This is a genomic window from Variovorax humicola (assembly GCF_037889915.1).
Lineage (GTDB): Bacteria > Pseudomonadota > Gammaproteobacteria > Burkholderiales > Burkholderiaceae_C > Variovorax > Variovorax humicola.
In genome coordinates, this window is sequence record NZ_JBBKZV010000020.1 from 62,955 (window position 1) to 84,519 (window position 21,565).

A 21,565-nucleotide genomic window follows, 5' to 3' on the forward strand; every position below is an offset into this window, starting at 1 on the left:
TTTCAGCGCGGCAGGCGGATGCACACCAGTTTCGCGAAATAGCGTGCACCCACAGGCAGGACGCTGTCGTTGAAGTCGTAGCGCGCGTTGTGCAACGGCAGGCTGCCTTCGCCCGCGTCGCCGTTGCCGATGAAGACGAACGCGCCCGGCACTTCCCGCAGGAAGGCGCCGAAATCTTCGGAGATCATCATCGGCCGCACGTTGGCATCCACCTTGTCGGCGCCGACGATGGCGGTGGCGGCAGCGACTGCAGTCGGCACGCATTCGGGCCAATTCACGGTGGGCGCGAACTCATGCGTGTATTCGAAGCTGCACTCGGCCCCGTGCGCTTGGCAGATGCCCATGCTGATCCCGCGCATGCGCTTTTCGAGCAGCGCCTGCACTTCGGGTGCGTAGCTGCGGGTGTCGCCCTTGATCGTCACGTGCGTCGGAATGGCATTGCGGATGCCGTCGGTGATGAATTCGGTGCAGGACACCACGGCCGACATGCCCGGGTCGACCGCGCGCGCCACCACGGTCTGCAGCGCCAACACGATCTCCGCGCCGATCACCAGCGGGTCCACACCCATGTGCGGACGGGCCGCATGGCCACCCCGACCGGTGATGCGGATCACGAAGTTGTCTTCGCTGGCCATGATGCCGCCCGCGCGGGTTGAGAAGTGGCCGGCCGGCATGCCGGGCATGTTGTGCGCGCCATAGATCTCATCGACTGGAAAGCGCCGGAACAACCCGTCGTCCATCATCGCTCGAGCCCCGCGGCCGTGCTCCTCGGCCGGCTGAAAGATGAAGCGCACCGTGCCGTTGAAATCGCGCCGCTCGGCCAGCAGTTGCGCCGCGCCCAGCACCATCGCCATGTGTCCGTCATGGCCGCACGCATGCATGCGCCCTGGTGCCTGCGAAGCATGCGCTCGATCGCCAGCGTCTTCGGTAATGGCGAGCGCGTCCATGTCGGCCCGCAGACCGATCGTGCCGGTACCTGCGCCCACCTTCAGGTTGGCGACGACGCCCGTTCCGCCGATGCCACGATGCACTTCGAGTCCCAACGCCTGGAGCACGCTCGCCAAGTAGTCGGCGGTCTGCTTTTCTTCGAAGCCGGTCTCGGGATGGCGGTGCAGGTGATGGCGCCAGCGCATCAATTGCTGATCGAAATGTAAGGTGCTCATGAGTTTGATCTTAGGAACGGATCGCCGAGCGGATTTACCATTTGCACCTTATTCTTGACTCGTTTCACTCGACCTTGAGCGCCGGATGAAACAGATCACCGCATGAACCTCGATCGCATCGACAAGCAGATCCTCGATCAGCTGCAACAGGACGCCTCGCTGCCCCTGCGCGAGTTGGCCGGCAAGGTCAATGCCTCTGCGGCGACATGCCAGCGCCGCATTGCCCAACTCAAGGCTGCGGGTGTACTGCTCAGGCAAGTGGCGATCGTCGACCGACTGAAGGTCGGGTGGCCGCTCACCGTGTTCGTCTCGGTCGAGCTCGACAAGCAGAACGACGCCTTGTTGCGCAACTTCGAGAAGCGCATGAGCGCGGAAGCCAACGTCATGGCCTGCTACGAGGTTTCTGGCGAATTCGACTTCCTGCTGCTGGTCAACGCAGCCTCGATGGAGCGCTACCACGCGTTCACCCGCGAAGTGTTTTCGTCGAACAACAACGTGCGCAACTTCAAGAGCACGTTCGCCATGAACTGCTCCAAGTTCGAGACACGCATACCGCTGGACGGGCAATAGCCGGCCATCACAATGCGAACTGGCCCGCATCCTGCAACACGCACAATCGAGACCACTTCTCCTCCGCTGCACTGCCATGAACAAGACCCACAACCTTCACGACAAGCGCCTGGCCGATGCATGGGCCACGCTGCAGACCCACGCCGACAGCGGCCTGCCGCTCGACCCCGATCCTTCGCGCATCGCCTTTGCCGACCCGGAGTTCCTGCTGCGCCGCGAAACGCGCGGCATCCGCATGCAACTGGAGTTGATGAAGCCCGACCTGGAGATGCGAAAGCATGGCATCGAGAACACGGTGGTGGTGTTCGGCAGCGCCCGCTTTCGCAGCGAGGAAGAATCGCGCGCCCTGATCGCCCAGGCCGAAGCGGCCGGCGATGCACCCCTGGCCGAGCGCCTGCACAAGCTCGCGCGCGGCTCGCACTACTACGAGCAGGCCCGCGCCTTCGGCAAGCTCGTGGCCGAATACAGCAACGACAAGGACCCGGAAGACAAGCTCTTCATCTGCACCGGCGGCGGCCCCGGCATCATGCAGGCGGCCAATCGCGGGTCGTACGAGGGCGGCGGCCTCAACGTCGGCCTGGCCATCGCGCTGCCGATGGAGGAAGCGGCCAACCCCTATGTCACGCCGGCGTTGAGCTTCAAGTTCCACTACTTCGCGATCCGCAAGATGCACTTCATGATGCGTGCAAAGGCGCTGGTCGCCTTCCCCGGCGGCTTCGGTACGATGGATGAACTCTTCGAGATCATCACCCTGGTGCAGACCCGCAAGTCGAAGCCAGTGCCGATCGTGCTGTTCGGCTCCGACTACTGGAAGCAGTTGGTGAACTTCGACTTCATGGTGGACGAAGGCGTGATCTCGCCCGGCGACGTGAACCTGTTCGAGTACGTCGATGCGCCGGCGGATGCGTGGGACGCGATCAAGCGGTTCTACAAGTTGTGACCGGCGCGGGCTGGCACTTTCAGCCCCCACACCGCCCGTGTCCCCGCAGCCACCACGCCGCCCACCAGCCAGAACACACCGGCGATACCGATCAGCGAACCGGCAGCACCGAACAGCATCGGCATCGCGACGCTCGACGCATTGAGCGTCATCACCCGCAGGCCCAGCGCCTCGCCATGCCGCGCATGCGGCGTGATCTGGTGCAGCATGCTCATCACCATCGGCTGCACAGCGCCGAGCGCCAGGCCAAGCACGACCGAGCAGGCGCCCATGCCGAGCGCAGTGGACATCAACGGGTACACCGCGAAGACCAGCGCGGTGATGATGTTCGACGCGGAGATGACGGTGCGCTCCTTCAGGTGCGAGGCGACCATCGGCAGCAACACGCGGATGGCCGCCGCGGCCACCGCGAATGCACCGAGCACCGAGCCGATCACCGATGCGCTCAGGCCACGTTCATGGCCGAGAAGCGGCAGCACGAAGGTATGCACATCCCATGAAGCCGACTGCAGCCAGTTCACGAACAGCAGGCGCCTGAACATCGGCTCGCTCAACAGATCCCAGGCGCGCGGCTTCGGTGCGCCCGGCGGCGCAGGCGTCATCGGCAGTTCCGGCGTGCCGCGTGCCAGCAGCCAGCAGACCACCGGCAAGACGGCCAGCAGCACGAACGACGCACGAAAGCCGACGAGGTCGCCGGGCGTGCTTCCCGCATGGTCGATCAACATGCCGGCCGCGAAGGGTCCGACGAAATTGGCGGCGGCCGGCGAGATTGCGAGCCAGCTGAACACCTGCTTGAGTTGCGTCGGGTTGGTCGCGGCCCGGCCGACGTGCCGCTGCAGCGCGATCAGCGCAATGCCGGTGGCGCCTCCGGTCAGCAAGGCCGAGAGGCAGAGCACCGGCAGCACCGGGAACATCGCGGCCAGTGCGGCGCCCGTCGTGGCTGAGCCGACCGCGATCAGCAGCGGCAACCGCAGGCCATGGCGGTCGGCAAAGCGACCGGCCGGCAGCGCAAGAAACACCTGCGTGAGCGCGAACAACGACAACAGCACACCCACCGTCGCCGGGCTGTAGCCTTGCTTCAGGGCCAGCAGCGGTGCGGCGAGTCGCGTACCCGTCATGGCAGCGTGCAGGCAGACTTGCGCGACGATCAGGCGCAGCAGGTCAGGCGTCATCGTCCATGCCCATCGACCTTCCGCGCCCGCGTGGCGCCCCGCATCGCTTTCATTTCGGCGGCGAGTCTTCCGGGAGGCCGATCAAGGGCAGCCCGGGCTCCGGCGCTTCGACGCCGGAGTCAGGCATGGCCGCATCCAGGGTGGCTGCGCTGAAGGACTTGGTCGGTTTCACGCCCAGCGCGCGCAGCATCTCTGCCTGGCGGATCGCGTTGCCGTTGCCGCTCTTGAACTTCTTGAACGCCTCGCCATAAGCGGCCTGCGCCTGGTCGAGCGACTTGCCGACGCGCTCGAGATCGCCGACAAAGGCCGCAAGCTTGTCGTAGAGCTCGGCGCCGCGCTTCGCGATGTCCTGTGCATTGCGGCTCTGCTGCTCCTGCCGCCAGAGGTGCGCCACGGTGCGCACCACGAACAGCAGCGTGGAGGGGCTGACCAGCAGCACGTTCCGCGTCCAGGCGTCCATGAACAACTGGTCGTCGGCTGACACGGCCAGCATGAAAGCGGGCTCGATCGGCACGAACATCAGTACGAAGTCGAGCGACTTCAGGCTGTAGAGCTGCTCATAGCGCTTGCTCGACAGCCCGTCGATGTGCGTGCGGATGGACGCCAGATGCCGGCGCTGCGCCGAATGCCTTTGCTCGTCCGAATCCGCGCTGACGCACTCCTCGTAGGCCAGCAGCGATACCTTGGCATCGACCACGAGCTTGCGGTCTTCCGGCAGGTGGATGATCACGTCGGGTTGTGCGCGCGAGCCGTCCTCGCGGGTATGGCTCTGCTGCACGTGATATTCGATGCCACGGCGCAGGCCCGAGGCTTCCAGCACGCGCTCCAGGATCAACTCGCCCCAATTGCCCTGCGTCTTGGACGAGCCCTTGAGCGCCTGCGTGAGGTTGCGTGCCTCGGCGCCGAGCAACTGGTTGAGCTCCATCAGCTGCGTCACCTGCTGCGACAGGGCGGAGCGCTGCTTGCCCTCGGTGTCGTAGAAGTGTTCGACCCGTCCCTGGAAGTCGGCCAGCCGCATCCTCAGCGGATCGAGCAGCGCACCAAGGCTCGTCTGGTTCTGCTCCACGAAACGCTTGCTCTTCTCCTCCAGGATGTCGTTGGCCAGCGCCTTGAACTGGTTGGCCAGCGCTTCGCGCGCTTCATGGAGATAGGCCAGCTTTTCTTCGGCTTGTTCACGTTGCAGCGCTTGCACCTTTTCGGCCTCGTGCCGATCCGCTTCCATCTGCGTGGTCAGCTCCGCGACCTGCGTGCGCAGCGCATTGGCTTCGTTGCGAACCGAATCATGTGCACGGCGCTCCCGGATCAACTCCGCATCGAGTACCGGCACGCGTTCGGCCCGCTCGGCCAGTTGTGCGCGCTCGTCGCGCACCTTGTCCAATGCATCCCGCCATTCTTCGGCCTGGGCGCGCAAGGCGCCCAACTCGGCATGCAGCGCGTCGCGCTCGTGCTCCAGCCCGCGAGCACGCTCCTGCGCCACCGCGATCTGCGGACGCAAGCTGCCTTCGGCCTCGGCCTTCGCCATCTGCAGTGCCTGCGCCCTCGCCTCTTCCACCTGCTGCCGCATCGCATCTTGCGCAGTACCCCGCGCCGAGGCTCCGCCGAAAAGCCAGCCCGCCAACATTCCCACCAGCAGTGCCACCGCCGCCAGCGCTGCCGGCAACATCCATACGTTCCAGTCGTTCATTCAATGAGGTCTTGTCTTACTTGGCGGTGAGAACCGCAGGGTTGACCGGCGTCAGCGCCTTGCCTTGGGTGAGAAAGCCGATGAGGTTGTCGGTCGCGAGGTCGGCCATGGCGCGGCGGGTGGGCACCGTGGCGCTGGCGATGTGCGGCGTGAGCACCACGTTCGACACGGTCAGCAAGTCCGGGTGCACCTTGGGCTCGCCTTCGAACACGTCGAGGCCGGCGGCGGCGATGCGCCTTTCGCGCAGCGCCACGGCCAGCGCCGCATCATCGACGATGCCGCCACGGGCGATGTTGATGAGCGTGGCCGTCGGCTTCATCAGCGCGATCTCGGCCGCGCCGATGGTGTGGTGCGATGCGGGGCTGTACGGCACGACCAGCACGACATGGTCGGCGGTCTTCAGCAGCTCTTCCTTGCTCACGTAGCTGGCCTTGCACTCCGCCTCCTGCGACGCATCGAGCCGCGAGCGGTTGTGATAGATCACCTTCATGCCGAAGCCGTGCGCGCCGCGCTTCGCGATACCCTGCCCGATGCGGCCCATGCCGATGATGCCGAGCGTGCTGCCGTGGATGTCGGAGCCGGAGAACATGTCGTAGGCCCACTTGGTCCATTGGCCGGCGCGCAGGAAATGCTCGCTCTCGGCGATGCGGCGCGCCGTCGCCATCAGCAGCGCAAAGCCGAAGTCGGCCGTGGTTTCGGTGAGCACGTCCGGCGCGTTGGTGCCGAGCACACCGTGCGCGGTCATCGCATCGACGTCGAAGTTGTTATAGCCCACGGCCATGTTGGCGCAGATCTTCAACTCCGGGCAGGCGTCCAGCAGTTCGCCGTCGATGCGCTCGGTGCCGGTGGTGAACACGCCCTGCTTTCCTTGCATGCGCGCGATGAAATCGGCCTTCGACCAGGCCGCATCGGTCTGGTTGGACTCGACCTCGAAATGCGCTTCGAGCCGCGCAATGGTCTCGGGAAAGATGGCGCGTGCGACCAGTACTTTGGGTTTGCTCATGATGTTCAACGGAAGAAGATGAGGGTTGAGAGGATGAATAGCGGCGTCAGGATGCCAACCGACCAGGCCATGAAGCCGAAGAAGCTGGGCATGCGCACGCCGCGGTCGTCCGCGATGGCCTTGACCATCATGTTGGGCGCATTGCCGATGTAGGTGTTGGCACCCATGAACACGGCGCCGGCCGAGATCGCGGCCAGCGCATCGGCATGGGTGGTCATCAGCGACTGCGCGTCGCCGCCCGCGATGTTGAAGAACACCAGGTAGGTCGGCGCGTTGTCAAGGAACGAACTCAGCACGCCGGTGGCCCAGAAATACATGGCCGGATCGGGCTGGCCATCGGCACGCGTCACGGCCGACACCACCGCCCCGAACGGGCCGTGCTCACCTGCACGAAGCATCGCGATCACCGGGATGATGGTCAGGAAGATGCCCGCGAAAAGCTTGGCCACCTCGGCCATCGGGCCCCACGAGAATTGATTGTCGGCATGCACCTTGTCCGAAGTGATCCTGAGCGACAGCAGCGTGACCAGCACCAGCCCGACATCGCGCACGATGCCCGGCAAGCCGACCTCGGTGCCATGGACGTGGAAGCTCACCGGCGACTTCCACACGCCGCTCAGCAACACGAGCCCGACGATGGCCGCCAGCAGCCAGAAGTTGCGGGCACCGTCGAAGCCGATGCCGGGCGTGTCCGGCGTCGGGTCCACGGGCAGCACGCCTTCCTTGCGGTAGTAGTGGCGGTCGACCACGAAGAACAGCACAAGCAGCACACCGACGACGAAGAGCGTGTCGGGGAGGATGTTCATCAGGGTCCACGAAAAGTCGACACCCTTCAGGAACCCCAGGAACAGCGGTGGATCGCCCAGCGGCGTGAGCGAGCCGCCCATGTTCGACACGATGAAGATGAAGAACACCACCACGTGCACCTTGTGCACGCGGTTGTCATTGGCGCGGATGAGCGGCCGGATCAGGAGCATCGACGCGCCGGTCGTTCCCATGAGGCTGGCAAGCACCGCACCAATGGCCAGGATCGATGTGTTGAGGCCCGGCGCGCCATGCAGATTGCCGCGAATGTGGATGCCGCCCGCCACGGCGAATAGCGCAACCAGCAGAAGAATGAAGGGGATGTATTCGCCCACCAGCGCGTGCAGCAGTTGCGCGCCCGCAAGCGGGGCCCCATGAACTACGGCGAATGGCAGCAGGAATGCCAGCGCCCAGGCAGCCGACACCTTTCCATAGTGCTGGTGCCAGAACGCCGGCACCAGCAGTGGCATCAAGGCAATCGACAGGAGGATGCCGGCAAAGGGCAGGCCCCACATCGGCGAGAGCGTGGCGGCGTCGAACTCTGCCGCACCGGCCAGCGACGGGAACAGGGAAATGAAAAGGAGCGTGGCGGCGGGACGAGCCGGGAGCTTCATGCGCCTGCGATTTCGAACACTTGCCGCAGATAGGCCAGGTACTTCTCGTCCTCGCACATGTTCTTGGACGGCGTGTCGGATAGCTTCGCCACCGGCTGGTCGTTGCAGGCGATCATCTTGATCACGATCTGCAGCGGCTCGTAGCCGAGATCATTGGTGAGGTTGGTGCCGATGCCGAATGCCAACTGGCAGCGTCCGCGGAACTGCTGGTAGAGCTCGATGGTGCGCGGCATCGTGAGTCCGTCGCTGAAGATCAGCGTCTTGGTGCGCGGGTCGACCCGGTTGGCCACGTAGTGGGCCAGCATGCGTTCGCCCCACTGGAACGGGTCGCCGCTGTCGTGGCGCGAGCCGTCGAACAACTTGCAGAAGAACAGGTCGAAGTCGCGCAGGAAGGCGCTCATGCCGTACACGTCCGACAGCGCGATGCCGAGGTCGCCGCGGTACTCGCGCCCCCACATCTCGAAGCCGAACACCTGGCTGTCGCGCAGCCGCGGCCCCAGCGCCTGGCAGGCCTGCAGGTATTCGTGCGCCATGGTGCCCAGCGGAATGAGGCCGAGCTTCATCGCGAAGAGCACGTTGCTGGTCCCCGCAAGCTGCGGGCTGCGCTCGCCGATGTGGGCCGGCACGGTCACCGCGCCAAGTTTGCTGCTGAGCGTGCGAAGAACCTCTTCATGCCACGCCTTGGAGAAGCGGCGGCGGGTGCCGTAGTCGGCGATCTTCAGGTCGCTCAGGCCCTCGCCCTGCAACTGCGCGATCTTGGTGGCAAGGCGGCGGCGGCCCCGCGACAAATCCGGCACCGGCTGTGTATTGCGGAAGTAGACCTCGTTGACGATGGCCAGCACCGGTATCTCGAACAGGATGGTGTGCAGCCACGGCCCCTTGATGCGAATCTCGATGCGGCCGTCGGGCTGGGCGGCGATGTCGATGTATTTTTCGTTGAGGCGGAACAGCCCGAGGAAATCGACGAAGTCGCTCTTGATGAAGCGCATCGTGCGCAGGTAGTTCAACTCGGCTTCATGGAACTGCAGCGAACACAGATGCCGCACCTCCTCGCGGATCTGGTTGGCGAACCGGGCGAGGTTCACGCCGGGGTTGCGGCACTTGAAGCGGTACTCCACGCGCGCCCCTGGAAAGTGATGCAGCACCACTTGCATCATCGTGAACTTGTAGAGGTCGGTGTCGAGCAGGCTGTTGATGATCATTGGTGCAAAACCGCGTTGTCACTTGTCTCTTGTCCCGCGCCATTATCACGGGCTATGACAGTCCGCGTCGGCATGTGCCTACGGACCCTTCCCCGCGCGTCCTACCGCTGCAGCCCGATGCCCCGGCCACATTGCCTTCACGCCGGCAAACAAGCCGTCGCCTCAACCGCAACGAAGGAGTACGCCATGAACAAGGACACCGTCCAGGGCAACTGGAAGCAACTCAAGGGCAAAGTCAAGGAACAGTGGGGCAAGCTGACCGATGACGATTTCGACGTCATCGCCGGCAAGCGCGACCAGTTACTGGGCCGCATCCAGGAACGCCACGGCATCAGCCGCGACGAAGCAGAGAAACAAGTGAGCGAATGGGAAAGGCGCGATGGCCGCACACCCGACGCACTCTGGTTCGAACGCGTCTGACGACCTCACCGATTCGGCAACCCACGAAGGAACCATCATGAAAAAGCAACTGCTCATGCTCGCCATCGCTTCGACGTGCCTGCTCGGCGCGCAGGCTTCCAATGCCATGTCGAAGGACGAATACAAGGCCGCAAAGGACAAGATCGAGGCCGACTACAAGGTCGACAAGGCCGCCTGCGACGCATTGAAGGACAACGCGAAGGACGTGTGCATGAAGGAAGCCAAGGGCAAGGAAAACGTTGCCAAGGCCGAACTCGACCAGCAATACGAGCCCAGCCCCAGCCATCAACGCAAGGTGGCCGAGGAGAAGGTGGAGGCCCGATACGCCGTAGCCAAGGAAAAGTGCGACGACCAGAAGGGCGCGGAAAAGTCAGCTTGCGAAAAGCAGGCGAAGGCCGACGAAGCCAAGGGCAAGGCCGACATCAAGGCCAGCAAGATGTGATGCAGCCGGTCAGCGCTTGAACGACTGAACCACCGCGGCCAGTTCGGGCGACAGCTCGAACTGGCCGCGGGCTCGCACGTCCTCTTCGAGGTTGCGGTTGGTCCAGCGCTTCGGAATCCTGCGAAAGTCGGAGCGGTCGTGGTAGGACAGGGGCATGCGTCAAGGCGCGGCATTGTGCCGCCGGCGTTGATTTGGTCGCGGAATTAGGAATCCCTCCCTAGATTGCTGCAACGCAACAAAAAGGGGTTGATTCGGTTGCGGACCGGCCTATACTTGGATCCATGCTGCAGCGCAACAAAACGCGATGTCGGCAGACCCCTTTCACTGTTCTCATCCACCACCTGGAGCTCCAACATGGCACTGACCGCTGACCAATTCCTCTCCGCCCAAAAGGCCACCGTTGAAACCCTGTTCGGCCTGACCACCAAGGCATTCGAAGGCGTCGAGAAGCTGATCGAACTGAATGTGACCGCATCCAAGGCTGCCCTGGCTGAAGCCGGCACCACCGTTCAAGCCGTGCTCAGCGTCAAGGACGCCCAAGAACTGATCGCCCTGCAAGCCGGCCTGTTCCAGCCGCTCGCTGAAAAGGCAACCGCCTACAGCCGTCACCTGTACGAAATCGCCCAAGGCACGTCCGCCGAATTCACCAAGGCTTTCGAAGCCAAGGCTGCCGAAGCTCAATCCACGCTCGTGAACCTGGTCGACAGCGCTTCGAAGAACGCTCCCGCCGGTTCGGAAACCGCCGTTGCCATGATGAAGAGCGCCGTGGCTGCTGCCAACAACGCTTTCGAATCGGTGCAAAAGGCTGTCAAGCAAGCGACCGACGTCGCCGAAGCCAACTTCACCGCCGTGTCGACCTCGGCCGTGAACGCTGCCAAGAGCACCGCCCAAACCGCTTCGCGCAAGCGCTAAGCCCTCGAGCTTCCTCTAACTCCAAGTTGTCTCCTTGGGTCCTCCCGGATCCAATTCAGGGCTCTGTCGCAAGACAGGGCCCTTTTTTTTTGTGCCCGCCGTGGTCTTCGATAATCCGCGTCCTCACATCAGGAGATATCTCATGCAGATCGAAGGCAAGGTTTTCATCGTCACGGGCGGCGCGTCCGGCCTGGGCGAAGGCGCCGCCCGCATGCTGGCGGCCAACGGCGGCAAGGTTGTAGTGGCCGACATGCAGGCGGAAAAGGGCGCTGCGGTGGCACAGGAAATCGGCGGAGTTTTCGTCAAGTGCGACGTAAGCCAGGAGGCCGACGGCCAGGCCGCCGTTGCCGCGGCGTTGCAACTCGGGAAGCTGGTGGGCCTGGTCAACTGCGCCGGCATCGCGCCAGCCGAGAAAACCGTGGGCAAGAACGGCGCGCACGCGTTGTCGGTGTTCAGCAAGACGGTGACGGTCAATCTCATCGGCAGCTTCAACATGATCCGGCTCGCAGCCGACGCGATGAGCAAGAACGAGCCCGAATCCACCGGCGAGCGCGGCGTGCTGATCTCCACCGCCTCGGTGGCAGCCTATGACGGCCAGATGGGCCAGGCAGCCTACTCCGCGTCCAAGGGCGGCGTGGTCGGCATGACGCTGCCGATCGCGCGCGACCTGGCCCGCAACGGCATCCGCAACATGACGATCGCACCCGGCATCTTCGGCACTCCCATGCTGTTCGGCATGCCGCAAGAGGTGCAGGACGCGCTGGCGGCCAGCGTGCCGTTTCCGTCGCGGCTCGGCACGCCGGCGGACTATGCGAAGCTGGCGAAACACATCATCGAGAACGACATGCTCAACGGCGAAGTCATCCGCCTCGATGGCGCCATCCGCCTGCCGCCGCGCTGAGCGCTAGAAATGCGGGCCGGGCGGACGCCACGGCCCGCCCGGTACACGGCCCGTCTTCGTGCGGTGCGCGCGCTCGAGCCGCTCGTATTCCGCGATGACCTGGGCCCCGAAAAGCACCAGCGTCGCCGCAATCTCCAGGCTCAGCATCACCACGATCGCCGTGGTCAGCGAGCCGTAGACGACGTTCACCTGCGACAGCGTCGAGAAATACCAGATCAGCACGCGGCGCGTCAGCTCCCACAGCAGCGCCGCCGTCACGCCACCGAGCAGTGCATGGCGCCATGACAGCCGACCGACCGGCATCACCAGGTACAGCGACGTCAGCATGAAGATCTCGCCGGACAGCCCCAGCAGGTAAAGCAGCAGCCCTGACACACCTTTCAGCGACCAGCTTCGCCCCAGCAGTTCGATGCTCTCCTTGCCGATCACCTGCAGCGCGCCTGCCACCACGGTGGCCAGCAGCAGCCCGACGCACAGGCTCAGGATGTAGAGGTAGGGCATCACGAGCGACAACAGGGCGTGCCGCCGATGCAGCGCCTTGCGGTGATGAAAAATCACCGCCATGGCGCTTTCCAGCACGGTGAAGGCGAGCGAGCTGAAAAAGATCATCGTCACCAGCAACACCGGCCCGAGCACGTCGCGATGGTCCAGGAAGTTCGAGAGTTCGGTGACTATCGCGCGTGACTGCCCCGGCAGCAACCATTCCAGGTAACGCCCGACCGTGCCCAGCAACTCGTACTCGCCGATGAACTGGGACAGCGCGATCACGCTGAGGATCAACAGCGGCACGATCGACAGCAGGGCGTAGTAGGCCACCGCACCGGCCAGCAGCAAGCCCTGGTTCGCCCGGAAGGCCTTGAGCGCTCCCCACATGAAGCGCAGCGGGTGGCGCAGGAAAGGAGGAGCGTTGGCGAGCGGGTTGCGCATCATCGTCCCGGCAGTATGCAGCCACCACGCGGGGCCGGCACGCCTTGCGTATCATCGGCCGCTCCCCGCCCCATGACCATCCCCGCTTCATTCATCCAGGAACTGATCGCGCGCGCCGACGTGGTGGAAATCGTCGGGCGCTACGTGCAGTTGAAGAAGGCCGGCGCCAACTTTATCGGCCTGTGTCCGTTCCACGGTGAGAAATCGCCCTCTTTCTCTGTCAGCCCGACCAAGCAGTTCTATCACTGCTTCGGCTGCGGTGTGCATGGCAACGCCATCGGCTTCCTGATGGAGCATGCAGGCATGGGCTTCGTCGAGGCCGTGCACGACCTGGCCGGCCAGTACGGTTTGCAGGTGCCGGAAGACGATGCCTCGCCCGAGGAACGTGCCCGCGCCGCCGGCCAGCGCCAGAAGCAGGCCACGCTCTCGGAAGTGCTGGAAAAGGCCGGCGATGCCTATCGCAAGCACCTGCGCCAGTCGGCCACCGCCGTCGATTACCTGAAGGGGCGCGGCGTGTCCGGCGAGGTGGCCAGGCAATACGGCATCGGCTATGCCCCACCGGGCTGGCGCACGTTGGCCAGTGTCTTCCCCGAATACGACGATCCGCTGCTGGCCGAATGCGGCCTGGTCATCGTCGGCGAAGAAGGCGAAGACAAGCGCTACGACCGCTTTCGCGACCGGGTGATGTTCCCGATCCGCAATGTGAAGGGCGAATGCGTCGGTTTTGGCGGGCGCGTGCTCGGCGACGAAAAGCCCAAGTACCTCAATTCGCCAGAAACCCCGGTTTTCAGCAAGGGGCGCGAACTGTATGGCCTGTTCGAAGCCCGCGCCGCACTGCGCGACCAGGGCTATGCGCTCGTGACCGAAGGCTACATGGACGTGGTGGCGCTGGCGCAACTGGGCTTTCCGAACGCGGTGGCGACGCTCGGCACGGCCTGCACGCCGGAGCATGTGCAAAAGCTCTTTCGCTTCACCGATTCGGTGGTGTTCAGCTTCGACGGCGACGCCGCCGGCCGGCGCGCCGCGCGCAAGGCGCTCGACGGGGCCCTGCCCTTTGCGACGGATGTGCGCAGCATCAAGTTCCTGTTCCTGCCGGCCGAGCACGACCCGGACAGCTTCATCCGCGAATACGGCGCCGAGGCGTTTGCCCGCTTCGTCAGCGAGGCGACGCCGCTGAGCCGATTCATGCTGGAAGCGGCGCGCGAGGGTTGCGATCTGGGCAGCGCAGAGGGTCGTGCCCACATGGCCAGCAACGTACGCCCGCTCTGGGGCGCCATGCCGGACGGCGCGCTGAAGCGCCAACTGCTGGAAGACATCGCAGGGCTGGTGCAACTTGGCTCGCAGGCGCTGACCGACCTCTGGGCGCCCGCCGCGCCGGCCCAGCGCGGCGCGTCGTCGTCGCCGGATGGGCCGCCCATGCCGGATTCCGACTGGGACGCGCCATGGACGCCCGACTACGGCCCCACCGACGGCGGCAAGCGCCCGTTCAAGAAAAAGTGGGAAAAAGGCAGCTGGGGGAAAGGCGGTTGGGGCCGCGACAAGTCCGCGGCTGCCGCCGCACCGCGCGGTCGCACCCTGCCGCTCGGCCGTCCGGACGTCGCAGCCCGCCTGCTGCTGTCGAACATGGCGGCGTGGGAGGCGCTCACCCAGGAGATGCACGGCATCCTGTGCGAACTGCCCGGTACGCACGGCCAGCTTTTTGCATGGCTCGACAGCCAGGTCCACGAACATGGCGCCCAGCCGTGGGCCGCTTTGCGTGAAGGCATGCGCGGCTTGCCTTTCGAGGCGCTGGCGAACAAGGTGATGACGGGCCCGGACGGCGCGCCCATCGACTCCGCGGCCGACAACGCGGCAGCGGAAGCCGCCGCCGAACTGCGCAACGTGCTCGACTACATGCTCGATGACCGCCTCAAGGCCAAGGAAAGCGAGGCTATTGCCGCCGCCGGCACCGATCCGCATGCCATCGAGCGTTACAGGGCGTTACAGGCACGTCGGCGCGAGCTTCAATTGCGGCTTTCCCCCGCAAGAAATACCCCTTGAAATCCGCCTGTCAAGCTATAATCTAAGGCTGTCTGTACGGCAAGAGCGACAGCAGCACCTCCGGGCCGACCCCATGCGCAATGCACTTCCCAACGGGAAAAGGGTCAAAACACCGCAAGGACTGCACACCAAATGATCGCCCGACATCTTGCCGTCAGGAGAGTTTCCTCTCCGTTTCCGTATGCCCGCGCCGGGTAGGCGCAGCCAAATCTTTTTTTGGCTCAGTGATTCCGCTTGTTCATTCTTGTTTCACGAGGTCGTATGCCCAGCTCCAAGAAGCCTGCCGTGTCAGCCACCAAACCCGTCGCGGCGAAGCCGTTGAAGGCCGCCGCCGCCCCCAAGGCGACCGTTGCCACGAAAGCCAAAACTGTGACCTCCACGAAATCGCCCGCCTCCGCTGAACTCAAGAAACCCGCCGCTGCCGCAACGACCGTGGCCGCTCCGGCCGCCCCGCGCAAGGTCGGCCGACCGCCCAAGGCCGCCGCGGCTGCCGCCACCGGCGCAGCCGCTCCCGCCACCGGCGCCAAGCGCGGCCGCAAGCCCAAGGCCAAGGACGACGCGCCGGCGAGCGACATCGACATGTCGGACATCGAGGACGACCTGGCCGGTGAACCGGTCGCCGCGTCCACCGAGGAAAAGGTCAAGCCGCTGCGCATGAAGATCAGCAAGGCGAAGGAACGCGCCTTGATGAAGGAGTTCGGCCTCGACGAGACCGTGCTCTCCGAAGAAGACATGGCCAAGCGCCGCCAGCGCCTGAAGACGCTGATCACGCTCGGCAAGACGCGCGGCTACCTGACGCAGGGCGAAATATCCGACCACTTGCCCGACAAGCTGGTCGACGCCGAGACCATGGAAGTCGTGGTCACGATGCTGAACGACCTCGGCGTGGCGGTGTACGAACAAACGCCCGACGCCGAGACCCTGCTGCTGAACAACACGGCACCCACGGCCACCACGGTTGAAGAAGCCGAAGAAGAAGCCGAAGCCGCCCTGTCCACCGTGGACAGCGAATTCGGCCGCACCACCGACCCGGTCCGCATGTACATGCGCGAAATGGGCACGGTCGAACTGCTGACGCGCGAAGGCGAAATCGAAATCGCCAAGCGAATCGAAGGCGGCCTGATGGCGATGATGGAAGCGATCTCGGCCTCGCCGGCCACGATCGCCGAGATCCTGCGCCTGGGCCAGGAAATCCGCGAAGGCAAGGTCGTGATCTCGACCATCGTCGATGGCTTCTCCAACCCCAACGAGGCCGATGACTACGTGGCCGAGGAAGACTTCGACGAGTTCGACGCGGAAGACGACGACGACGGCAACGGCGGCTCGAAGGCACTGACCAAGAAGCTGGAAGAACTCAAGCGCGACGCGCTGGAGCGCTTCGACCGCATGGCCGACCTGTTCGAGAAGGTCCACAAGATCTACGACAAGGAAGGCTACGGCACGCCGGGCTACGAGAAAGCGCAACGCGCCCTGTCGGACGAATTGATGACCATCCGCTTCACCGCCCGCACCATCGAGAAGCTGTGCGACATGGTCCGTACGCAGGTCGACGATGTGCGCAAGAAGGAACGCGAACTGCGCCGCATCATCGTGGACAAGTGCGGCTTCCCGCAGGACGAGTTCATCCGCGACTTCAGCGGCTTCGACAAGCACGGCCACAAGGTTGCCTCCAACCTGCTGAACCAGAAGTGGGTCGAGAAGCAGGCCGCCGCCGGCAAGCCGTGGAGCGCCGTGCTCGCCCGCAACATCCCGCCGGTGCAGGAATTGCAGCAAAAGCTCGCCGACATCCAGTCGCGCGTGGTGGTGCCGCTCACGCAACTGAAGGACATCAACAAGCGCATGAACGAGGGCGAATCGTCCTCGCGCGATGCCAAGAAGGAAATGATCGAGGCCAACCTGCGCCTCGTGATCTCCATCGCCAAGAAGTACACCAACCGCGGCCTGCAGTTCCTCGACCTGATCCAGGAAGGCAACATCGGCCTGATGAAGGCGGTCGACAAGTTCGAATACCGCCGCGGCTACAAGTTCTCAACCTACGCGACGTGGTGGATCCGCCAGGCGATCACCCGCTCGATCGCCGACCAGGCGCGCACCATCCGCATCCCGGTGCACATGATCGAGACGATCAACAAGATGAACCGCATCTCGCGCCAGCACTTGCAGGAGTTCGGCTTCGAGCCCGACGCCGGCATCCTGGCCGCAAAGATGGAGATTCCGGAAGACAAGATCCGCAAGATCATGAAGATCGCGAAAGAGCCGATCTCCATGGAAACGCCGATCGGCGACGACGACGATTCGCACCTGGGCGACTTCATCGAGGACAGCAGCAACACGGCGCCGATCGAGGCCGCGATGCAGGCCGGCCTGCGCGACGTGGTGAAAGACATCCTCGATTCGCTGACGCCGCGCGAAGCCAAGGTGCTGCGCATGCGCTTCGGCATCGAGATGTCGACCGACCACACGCTGGAAGAAGTCGGCAAGCAGTTCGACGTGACGCGCGAGCGCATCCGCCAGATCGAGGCCAAGGCGCTGCGCAAGCTGAAGCACCCGTCGCGTTCGGACAAGCTGCGCAGCTTCATCGACACGCTGTAATTCTCCCTCTGGCTCTCTGAGGCCATGGCGCCCGACGCGCCCTTCACAGGGCGCCGGGCGCCATCTCTTTTTGGCAGGAGAATGACGACCACTCCATGAACCCGAACGCAGACAAACTCTGGCAAGCACCGCGGTGGGCGTTGGCAGTTCTGCTCGCCGTATTGGGCATGCTGGGGCCGTTTTCGATCGACACCTACATCCCGGCCTTCTCGGGCATCGCGAGCACCATCGGCGCGACGCCGGCCGAGATGCAGCAAACGCTCTCCGCGTACCTGTTCGGGTTCGCGTTCATGAACATGTTCCACGGGGCGCTGTCGGACAGCTTTGGCCGCAGGCCGGTGGTGCTGTGGGGGCTGGCGATTTTCACGCTGGCTTCGCTGGGCTGCGCGTTGTCGCAGACCATCGGGCAACTGGTGCTGTTTCGCGCGTTGCAGGGCCTGTCGACGGGTGCGGGCATCGTGGTGTCGCGGGCGGTGATTCGCGACATGTTCCCGCCGGCCGAAGCGCAGAAGGTGATGGCGCAAGTCACGATCTACTTCGGCGTGGCGCCGGCCATTGCGCCGATCATAGGAGGCGTGCTGTTCGTGCACCTGGGGTGGCACAGCGTCTTCTGGTTCCTGGTGGCGGTGGGCGTCGCGCTGTTCGCGGCCAACTGGAAGTTGCTGCCGGAAACGCTGCATGAGGAGCATCGCCAGTCGTTCCATGTGCGGCACCTGCTGCGCGGCTACTGGGACCTGTGCTCCGACCCGCGCTTCCTGCTGCTGGCGCTGGCGAGCGGCGTGCCGTTCAACGGCATGTTTCTCTATGTCCTGTCGGCGCCGGCGTTCCTGGGCGACCACCTGGGTCTCGCGCCGACGCAGTTCTTCTGGTTCTTCATCTTGACCATCGGCGGCATCATGAGCGGCGCGCGGTCCAGCGGCCAGATGGCCGGCAAGGTGGCGCCGAAGCACCAGATTCGCCATGGCTTCCTGATCATGGTCGTGAGTGCGCTGGTCAACGTCGTGGCCAACGCCCTGTTCGCGCCGAATGCGTACTGGGCGCTGTGGCCGCTGGCCGTTTTCGCTTTCGGCTGGGCGTTGATGGTGCCCGGCGTGACGCTGCTGGTGCTCGACCTTCATCCCGAGCGCCGCGGCATGGCATCGTCCCTGCAAGCCGTGATCGGGTCTACCGCCAATGGCGTGGTGGCCGGGGTGGTGGCGCCGCTGGTGATGCACTCGACGCTTGCCTTGGCGCTGACCTCGGCCCTGATGCTCGGCGTAGGGCTGGTCGCGTGGATCTGGCTGCATCGGCGCTGGCCCGAGATCGGGCGCTTGGTCGCGGCCTGAAGCATGGGTCTGGATTCGGTTCGCACTGCCCTTCGCGCCTGGCTGCCAGGAAGCACGCGAGTCAACGCCAAGGAGCGCTTGCGCGCGGTGGCCGGCGCGCTGCTGGGCTTGCTGCTCACGGCGCTGGTGTGCCGCGCGTTCGCGGAGCATGGCGGTGTCTGGCTGGTGGCGCCGCTGGGCGCAAGCGCGGTGCTGGTCTTTGCGGTGCCGGCGAGCCCGCTGGCGCAGCCGTGGTCGGTGGTCGGCGGCAACACGATCTCCGCGCTCGCCGGCATCGCTTGTGCCACCTGGATTCCGGACCCGGCCTGGGCGGGCGCCTGCGCCACGGCGCTCGCCATCGGGCTCATGTTTTCGCTGCGATGCCTGCATCCGCCCGGCGGCGCGATGGCGCTGCTGGCGGTGCTGACGCACACCACTTCGATGACTTTCGCGTTGTTTCCGGCGATGACCAATTCGCTGCTGCTGGTGCTGGCGGGCGTTGCGTACAACACCAGGACCGGCAGGCGCTATCCACACGTCCAGGCCGCCCCCGCCGCGCCACCCGCCAACGCACGCTTCAGCTCGGCCGACGTGGACGCGGTGCTGGCCCGCTACAACCAGGTGCTCGACATCAGCCGCGACGATCTCGAGGCCCTGATCCAGCAAACCGAGGTCGAGTCGTTCCGACGCCGCATGGGGAGCCTGCGCTGCGTGGACATCATGTCGCCCGACCCGGTGTCGGTGGAGTTCGGCACGTCGCTGCAAGATGCCTGGATGGCGATGCAGCTGCGGCACATCAAGGCGCTGCCCGTGACGGACCGCACGCGGCGGGTGGTCGGCATCGTCACACAGGCGGACTTCTTCCGCCACATCGACCTGCGGCTGCACCAGGGACTCGGCGCGCGGCTGCGCAGCTTCCTGCGGCCCACGCCGGGCGTCACGTCGAGCAAGGCCGAGGTCGTTGGGCAGATCATGACGAAGCAGGTGCGCGTCGCCAGCGACGATCGCCCGGCGCTGGACCTGGTGCCGCTGTTTTCGGATGCGGGCCACCATCACATACCGATCATCGACAGCGGGCAGCGGCTGGTGGGCATGATCACGCAGTCCGATTTCGTCCGCGCGCTCTACCGCGCCGTGCGCCCTGAGAGCTGAGCCCCATGCATCCTCACGAACTGCTCGAGCACTATGGCTACTACGCTGTCTTCCTCATCGGGCTGTTCGAGGGCGAGACCATCCTGATGCTCGGTGCCTACGCGGTGCACCAGGGCTACCTTTCGATGCTGCCGCTGATCGGCTGCGGTGCGCTGTCGGCGTTTTGCGCGGACCAGTTCTACTTTCACCTCGGCCGGCGCAAGGGCGCCGAGTTGCTGGCCAAGCGCCCGAAGCTGGCGGCCCACATCGAGCGCGTCGGCGGATTCATCGCGCGGCATCCGGTGGCGACGATATTCATCACGCGCTTTGCCTGGGGCTTCCGCGTCGTGATGCCGGCCACGCTGGGCATGGGCACCCTGTCAGCTGCCACCTATGCCGCGCTGGACGCCGTGGCGGCCGTGGCATGGGCGGCCATCGTGGCGCTGTTCGGCGTGGAAGTCACCGGCGTCGTGCATGGACTGGTGGGCCGGCTGCGGCCCCACGAGCACCTGATCGTCTTCGGCGCCGTCGCCATCGCGCTGACGTTGGCGCTGCTGCGGCAGTGGCGGGTTCGGCGCTAGGCCGCTTCAAGCCTGGCCTTCATGGCGCGCATGCCAGCGTCGATCATCCCGGCGATGGCGGGGGCCATCGCGTTGGGCAACAGGTCGGCAATCCACACCACCTTGCACCTCCCCGCGCCCTCATCGAACACCTGGAACGACGCGTTGTGATGCGAGAGGCGCTCGCCCGTGGCTGACCACACCAGGCGCCGCGCGTCGTCGTCGAGGTCGACGATCACCTCGCGCGCCTCGATGCCGTTGCCGAACTTGACGATGCGCGCATCGTTTCCGTCCATGCGGCATTCGACAACGAAGCCCGGCACCAGCCGCGTGTGCAATGCGCCGACGTCGCGCACGGCATCCCAGACTTGCGCGGCGTCCGCGGCGAGGCTCATTTCACGATGGATCGATGCCATGGGAATCTCCTGTGTCAAGGCGCCTTGCGGCGTCGGGGTCTCAGTACACGCCCAGGGCCAGTCCGGCCGCCAGCGCAGCGCCAAGATCGCGGCATTGGGCGAGGTCGTCGGCACCGATCTGCTTGGTCCGGAGGATGGCCTCCGGCGTCTGCGCATGGGTGCAGACGATGAGTGTCGGCGCAACCTGCTTGAGTCGCCAGCCGGTGGCGATGCGCTCCAGCTGGCGCAGCGCGTTCTGGCCATCACTACCGGCGCAAATCAGCGCGAGGTAGGGCCGGCCATTGAGACGGTCGAGCGCGGCGTAGTAGCAGCGGTCGAAGAAGTCCTTCATGAGCCCGGCCATCGACGCCAGGTTCTCCGGCGTCGCGAACACGAAGCCATCGGCCGCGAGCACGTCATCGGGTTTCGCTTCCGGTGCGCGCAACAGGCGTACGCGCACGCCGGCCTCGTCGCGCGCGCCCTCGGCGGCTGCGTGTGCCATTTGCTCGGTGCCGCCGGTCATGGAGTGGTAGACGATCAACAGCGTCTTCGGGTTCATGGTGGGGCAGCATAGCCGCGAGCGCCGTTCGGGGGGAGCGGCAACGGCCGATTCTTCGTGCCGTAGGGCTGGGGCGCTCGGGGTGCGTGCCGAGGGCACTGGGCATCCCCCTCCGCGAATGTCCCCCGCCTTCGGCTCCTCCTTTATTTCGCTGCGGGGGACACCCAGCACCCTCGGCACGCGCAACGGTCGGCAGTAGCGGCCGATCAACGACTGCGCGTCTGGATCAC

21 protein-coding genes are annotated in these 21,565 nt (G+C 65.1%); 11 read left to right on the top strand and 10 right to left on the bottom strand.

Going from position 1 to position 21,565, the window contains the following annotated elements:
• Positions 1 to 2: 2 nt before the first annotated feature.
• Positions 3 to 1,163: a M20 aminoacylase family protein gene (locus WKW80_RS24955; RefSeq protein ID WP_340366262.1), complete on the bottom strand. Its 1,161-nt coding sequence runs from the start codon at positions 1,161 to 1,163 to the stop codon at positions 3 to 5.
• Positions 1,164 to 1,265: 102 nt separating this feature from the next.
• Between WKW80_RS24955 and WKW80_RS24960 the strand changes: the two genes are divergently transcribed.
• Both WKW80_RS24960 and WKW80_RS24965 read left to right on the top strand, forming a co-directional pair.
• On the top strand, positions 1,266 to 1,733 hold the full coding sequence (locus tag WKW80_RS24960) for an Lrp/AsnC family transcriptional regulator (RefSeq protein WP_340366263.1): 468 nt from the start codon (positions 1,266 to 1,268) through the stop codon (positions 1,731 to 1,733).
• A gap of 76 nt (positions 1,734 to 1,809) precedes the next feature.
• Positions 1,810 to 2,673, top strand: coding sequence for an LOG family protein (locus WKW80_RS24965; RefSeq protein ID WP_340366264.1), 864 nt, complete (start codon positions 1,810 to 1,812; stop codon positions 2,671 to 2,673).
• Here the strand turns inward: WKW80_RS24965 and WKW80_RS24970 are convergent.
• The 5 genes from WKW80_RS24970 to pncB are packed head-to-tail and all read right to left on the bottom strand — an operon-like array spanning position 2,661 to position 9,152.
• On the bottom strand, positions 2,661 to 3,845 hold the full coding sequence (locus tag WKW80_RS24970; RefSeq protein WP_340366265.1) for an MFS transporter: 1,185 nt from the start codon (positions 3,843 to 3,845) through the stop codon (positions 2,661 to 2,663). The two genes, WKW80_RS24965 and WKW80_RS24970, sit on opposite strands and share 13 nt — an antisense overlap.
• 49 nt (positions 3,846 to 3,894) lie before the next feature.
• Positions 3,895 to 5,529: a DNA recombination protein RmuC gene (locus WKW80_RS24975; RefSeq protein ID WP_340366266.1), complete on the bottom strand. Its 1,635-nt coding sequence runs from the start codon at positions 5,527 to 5,529 to the stop codon at positions 3,895 to 3,897.
• Between the two features lie 16 nt (positions 5,530 to 5,545).
• Entirely contained in the window at positions 5,546 to 6,532 is a 987-nt protein-coding gene (locus tag WKW80_RS24980; protein ID WP_340366267.1) for a 2-hydroxyacid dehydrogenase, read from the bottom strand.
• 5 nt (positions 6,533 to 6,537) lie between these two features.
• Entirely contained in the window at positions 6,538 to 7,950 is a 1,413-nt protein-coding gene (locus WKW80_RS24985; RefSeq protein WP_340366268.1) for a sodium:proton antiporter, read from the bottom strand.
• The gene (pncB, locus tag WKW80_RS24990; RefSeq protein ID WP_340366269.1) at positions 7,947 to 9,152 is read right to left on the bottom strand and encodes a nicotinate phosphoribosyltransferase; all 1,206 of its coding nucleotides are present in this window, start codon (positions 9,150 to 9,152) and stop codon (positions 7,947 to 7,949) included. The genes WKW80_RS24985 and pncB overlap by 4 nt, the downstream gene beginning before the upstream one ends.
• A 186-nt stretch (positions 9,153 to 9,338) precedes the next feature.
• Between pncB and WKW80_RS24995 the strand changes: the two genes are divergently transcribed.
• A complete protein-coding gene (locus WKW80_RS24995) occupies positions 9,339 to 9,572 on the top strand; it encodes a CsbD family protein (protein WP_340366270.1) in 234 nt (77 codons plus the stop codon).
• A gap of 37 nt (positions 9,573 to 9,609) precedes the next feature.
• Positions 9,610 to 10,014, top strand: coding sequence for a hypothetical protein (locus tag WKW80_RS25000; protein ID WP_340366271.1), 405 nt, complete (start codon positions 9,610 to 9,612; stop codon positions 10,012 to 10,014).
• A 9-nt stretch (positions 10,015 to 10,023) separates the two neighbouring features.
• On the opposite strand, the gene WKW80_RS25005 is transcribed toward WKW80_RS25000, so the two are convergent.
• A complete protein-coding gene (locus tag WKW80_RS25005; RefSeq protein ID WP_340366272.1) occupies positions 10,024 to 10,170 on the bottom strand; it encodes a hypothetical protein in 147 nt (48 codons plus the stop codon).
• Between the two features lie 198 nt (positions 10,171 to 10,368).
• On the opposite strand from WKW80_RS25005, the gene WKW80_RS25010 reads away from it, so the two are divergent.
• Positions 10,369 to 10,926 carry a phasin family protein gene (locus WKW80_RS25010; RefSeq protein WP_340366320.1) on the top strand — a complete coding sequence of 186 codons (558 nt, stop codon included), beginning with the start codon at positions 10,369 to 10,371 and terminating at the stop codon, positions 10,924 to 10,926.
• Between the two features lie 142 nt (positions 10,927 to 11,068).
• Positions 11,069 to 11,827: a 3-hydroxyacyl-CoA dehydrogenase gene (locus tag WKW80_RS25015; protein ID WP_340366273.1), complete on the top strand. Its 759-nt coding sequence runs from the start codon at positions 11,069 to 11,071 to the stop codon at positions 11,825 to 11,827.
• 3 nt (positions 11,828 to 11,830) lie between these two features.
• Here WKW80_RS25015 and WKW80_RS25020 read toward each other — a convergent pair whose 3' ends face one another.
• Positions 11,831 to 12,754, bottom strand: a complete 924-nt coding sequence (locus WKW80_RS25020) for a YihY/virulence factor BrkB family protein (RefSeq protein WP_340366274.1) — start codon at positions 12,752 to 12,754, stop codon at positions 11,831 to 11,833.
• A 72-nt stretch (positions 12,755 to 12,826) separates the two neighbouring features.
• On the opposite strand from WKW80_RS25020, the gene dnaG reads away from it, so the two are divergent.
• From dnaG to WKW80_RS25045, 5 genes are all read left to right on the top strand, one after another.
• Positions 12,827 to 14,794 (top strand): DNA primase, encoded by a 1,968-nt coding sequence (gene dnaG, locus WKW80_RS25025; RefSeq protein ID WP_340366275.1) that lies wholly within the window; start codon positions 12,827 to 12,829, stop codon positions 14,792 to 14,794.
• Between the two features lie 261 nt (positions 14,795 to 15,055).
• Positions 15,056 to 17,386, top strand: a complete 2,331-nt coding sequence (gene rpoD, locus WKW80_RS25030; protein ID WP_340366276.1) for an RNA polymerase sigma factor RpoD — start codon at positions 15,056 to 15,058, stop codon at positions 17,384 to 17,386.
• A 95-nt stretch (positions 17,387 to 17,481) separates the two neighbouring features.
• Positions 17,482 to 18,711, top strand: a complete 1,230-nt coding sequence (locus WKW80_RS25035; protein WP_340366277.1) for a multidrug effflux MFS transporter — start codon at positions 17,482 to 17,484, stop codon at positions 18,709 to 18,711.
• A gap of 3 nt (positions 18,712 to 18,714) precedes the next feature.
• On the top strand, positions 18,715 to 19,842 hold the full coding sequence (locus WKW80_RS25040; RefSeq protein ID WP_340366278.1) for an HPP family protein: 1,128 nt from the start codon (positions 18,715 to 18,717) through the stop codon (positions 19,840 to 19,842).
• A gap of 5 nt (positions 19,843 to 19,847) precedes the next feature.
• Entirely contained in the window at positions 19,848 to 20,402 is a 555-nt protein-coding gene (locus tag WKW80_RS25045; RefSeq protein WP_340366279.1) for a DedA family protein, read from the top strand.
• Here the strand turns inward: WKW80_RS25045 and WKW80_RS25050 are convergent.
• Positions 20,399 to 20,797 carry an SRPBCC family protein gene (locus WKW80_RS25050; protein ID WP_340366280.1) on the bottom strand — a complete coding sequence of 133 codons (399 nt, stop codon included), beginning with the start codon at positions 20,795 to 20,797 and terminating at the stop codon, positions 20,399 to 20,401. The genes WKW80_RS25045 and WKW80_RS25050 overlap by 4 nt on opposite strands.
• 40 nt (positions 20,798 to 20,837) lie before the next feature.
• Positions 20,838 to 21,335: a flavodoxin family protein gene (locus WKW80_RS25055; protein WP_340366281.1), complete on the bottom strand. Its 498-nt coding sequence runs from the start codon at positions 21,333 to 21,335 to the stop codon at positions 20,838 to 20,840.
• Positions 21,336 to 21,565 lie beyond the last annotated feature (230 nt).

Bases quoted from the DNA above. Each gene is read 5' to 3' on its own strand.
- WKW80_RS24970 (WP_340366265.1), bottom strand. From the start codon at position 3,845: ATGACGCCTGACCTGCTGCGCCTGATCGTCGCGCAAGTCTGCCTGCAC.
- WKW80_RS24985 (WP_340366268.1), bottom strand. From the start codon at position 7,950: ATGAAGCTCCCGGCTCGTCCCGCCGCCACGCTCCTTTTCATTTCCCTG.
- WKW80_RS24955 (WP_340366262.1), bottom strand. From the start codon at position 1,163: ATGAGCACCTTACATTTCGATCAGCAATTGATGCGCTGGCGCCATCAC.
- WKW80_RS25040 (WP_340366278.1), top strand. From the start codon at position 18,715: ATGGGTCTGGATTCGGTTCGCACTGCCCTTCGCGCCTGGCTGCCAGGA.
- WKW80_RS24960 (WP_340366263.1), top strand. From the start codon at position 1,266: ATGAACCTCGATCGCATCGACAAGCAGATCCTCGATCAGCTGCAACAG.
- WKW80_RS24995 (WP_340366270.1), top strand. From the start codon at position 9,339: ATGAACAAGGACACCGTCCAGGGCAACTGGAAGCAACTCAAGGGCAAA.
- WKW80_RS25055 (WP_340366281.1), bottom strand. From the start codon at position 21,335: ATGAACCCGAAGACGCTGTTGATCGTCTACCACTCCATGACCGGCGGC.
- rpoD (WP_340366276.1), top strand. From the start codon at position 15,056: ATGCCCAGCTCCAAGAAGCCTGCCGTGTCAGCCACCAAACCCGTCGCG.
- WKW80_RS25005 (WP_340366272.1), bottom strand. From the start codon at position 10,170: ATGCCCCTGTCCTACCACGACCGCTCCGACTTTCGCAGGATTCCGAAG.
- WKW80_RS25035 (WP_340366277.1), top strand. From the start codon at position 17,482: ATGAACCCGAACGCAGACAAACTCTGGCAAGCACCGCGGTGGGCGTTG.
- WKW80_RS25020 (WP_340366274.1), bottom strand. From the start codon at position 12,754: ATGCGCAACCCGCTCGCCAACGCTCCTCCTTTCCTGCGCCACCCGCTG.
- WKW80_RS25045 (WP_340366279.1), top strand. From the start codon at position 19,848: ATGCATCCTCACGAACTGCTCGAGCACTATGGCTACTACGCTGTCTTC.
- WKW80_RS25015 (WP_340366273.1), top strand. From the start codon at position 11,069: ATGCAGATCGAAGGCAAGGTTTTCATCGTCACGGGCGGCGCGTCCGGC.
- WKW80_RS24975 (WP_340366266.1), bottom strand. From the start codon at position 5,529: ATGAACGACTGGAACGTATGGATGTTGCCGGCAGCGCTGGCGGCGGTG.
- WKW80_RS24965 (WP_340366264.1), top strand. From the start codon at position 1,810: ATGAACAAGACCCACAACCTTCACGACAAGCGCCTGGCCGATGCATGG.
- WKW80_RS25050 (WP_340366280.1), bottom strand. From the start codon at position 20,797: ATGGCATCGATCCATCGTGAAATGAGCCTCGCCGCGGACGCCGCGCAA.
- WKW80_RS24980 (WP_340366267.1), bottom strand. From the start codon at position 6,532: ATGAGCAAACCCAAAGTACTGGTCGCACGCGCCATCTTTCCCGAGACC.
- WKW80_RS25000 (WP_340366271.1), top strand. From the start codon at position 9,610: ATGAAAAAGCAACTGCTCATGCTCGCCATCGCTTCGACGTGCCTGCTC.
- dnaG (WP_340366275.1), top strand. From the start codon at position 12,827: ATGACCATCCCCGCTTCATTCATCCAGGAACTGATCGCGCGCGCCGAC.
- pncB (WP_340366269.1), bottom strand. From the start codon at position 9,152: ATGATCATCAACAGCCTGCTCGACACCGACCTCTACAAGTTCACGATG.
- WKW80_RS25010 (WP_340366320.1), top strand. From the start codon at position 10,369: ATGGCACTGACCGCTGACCAATTCCTCTCCGCCCAAAAGGCCACCGTT.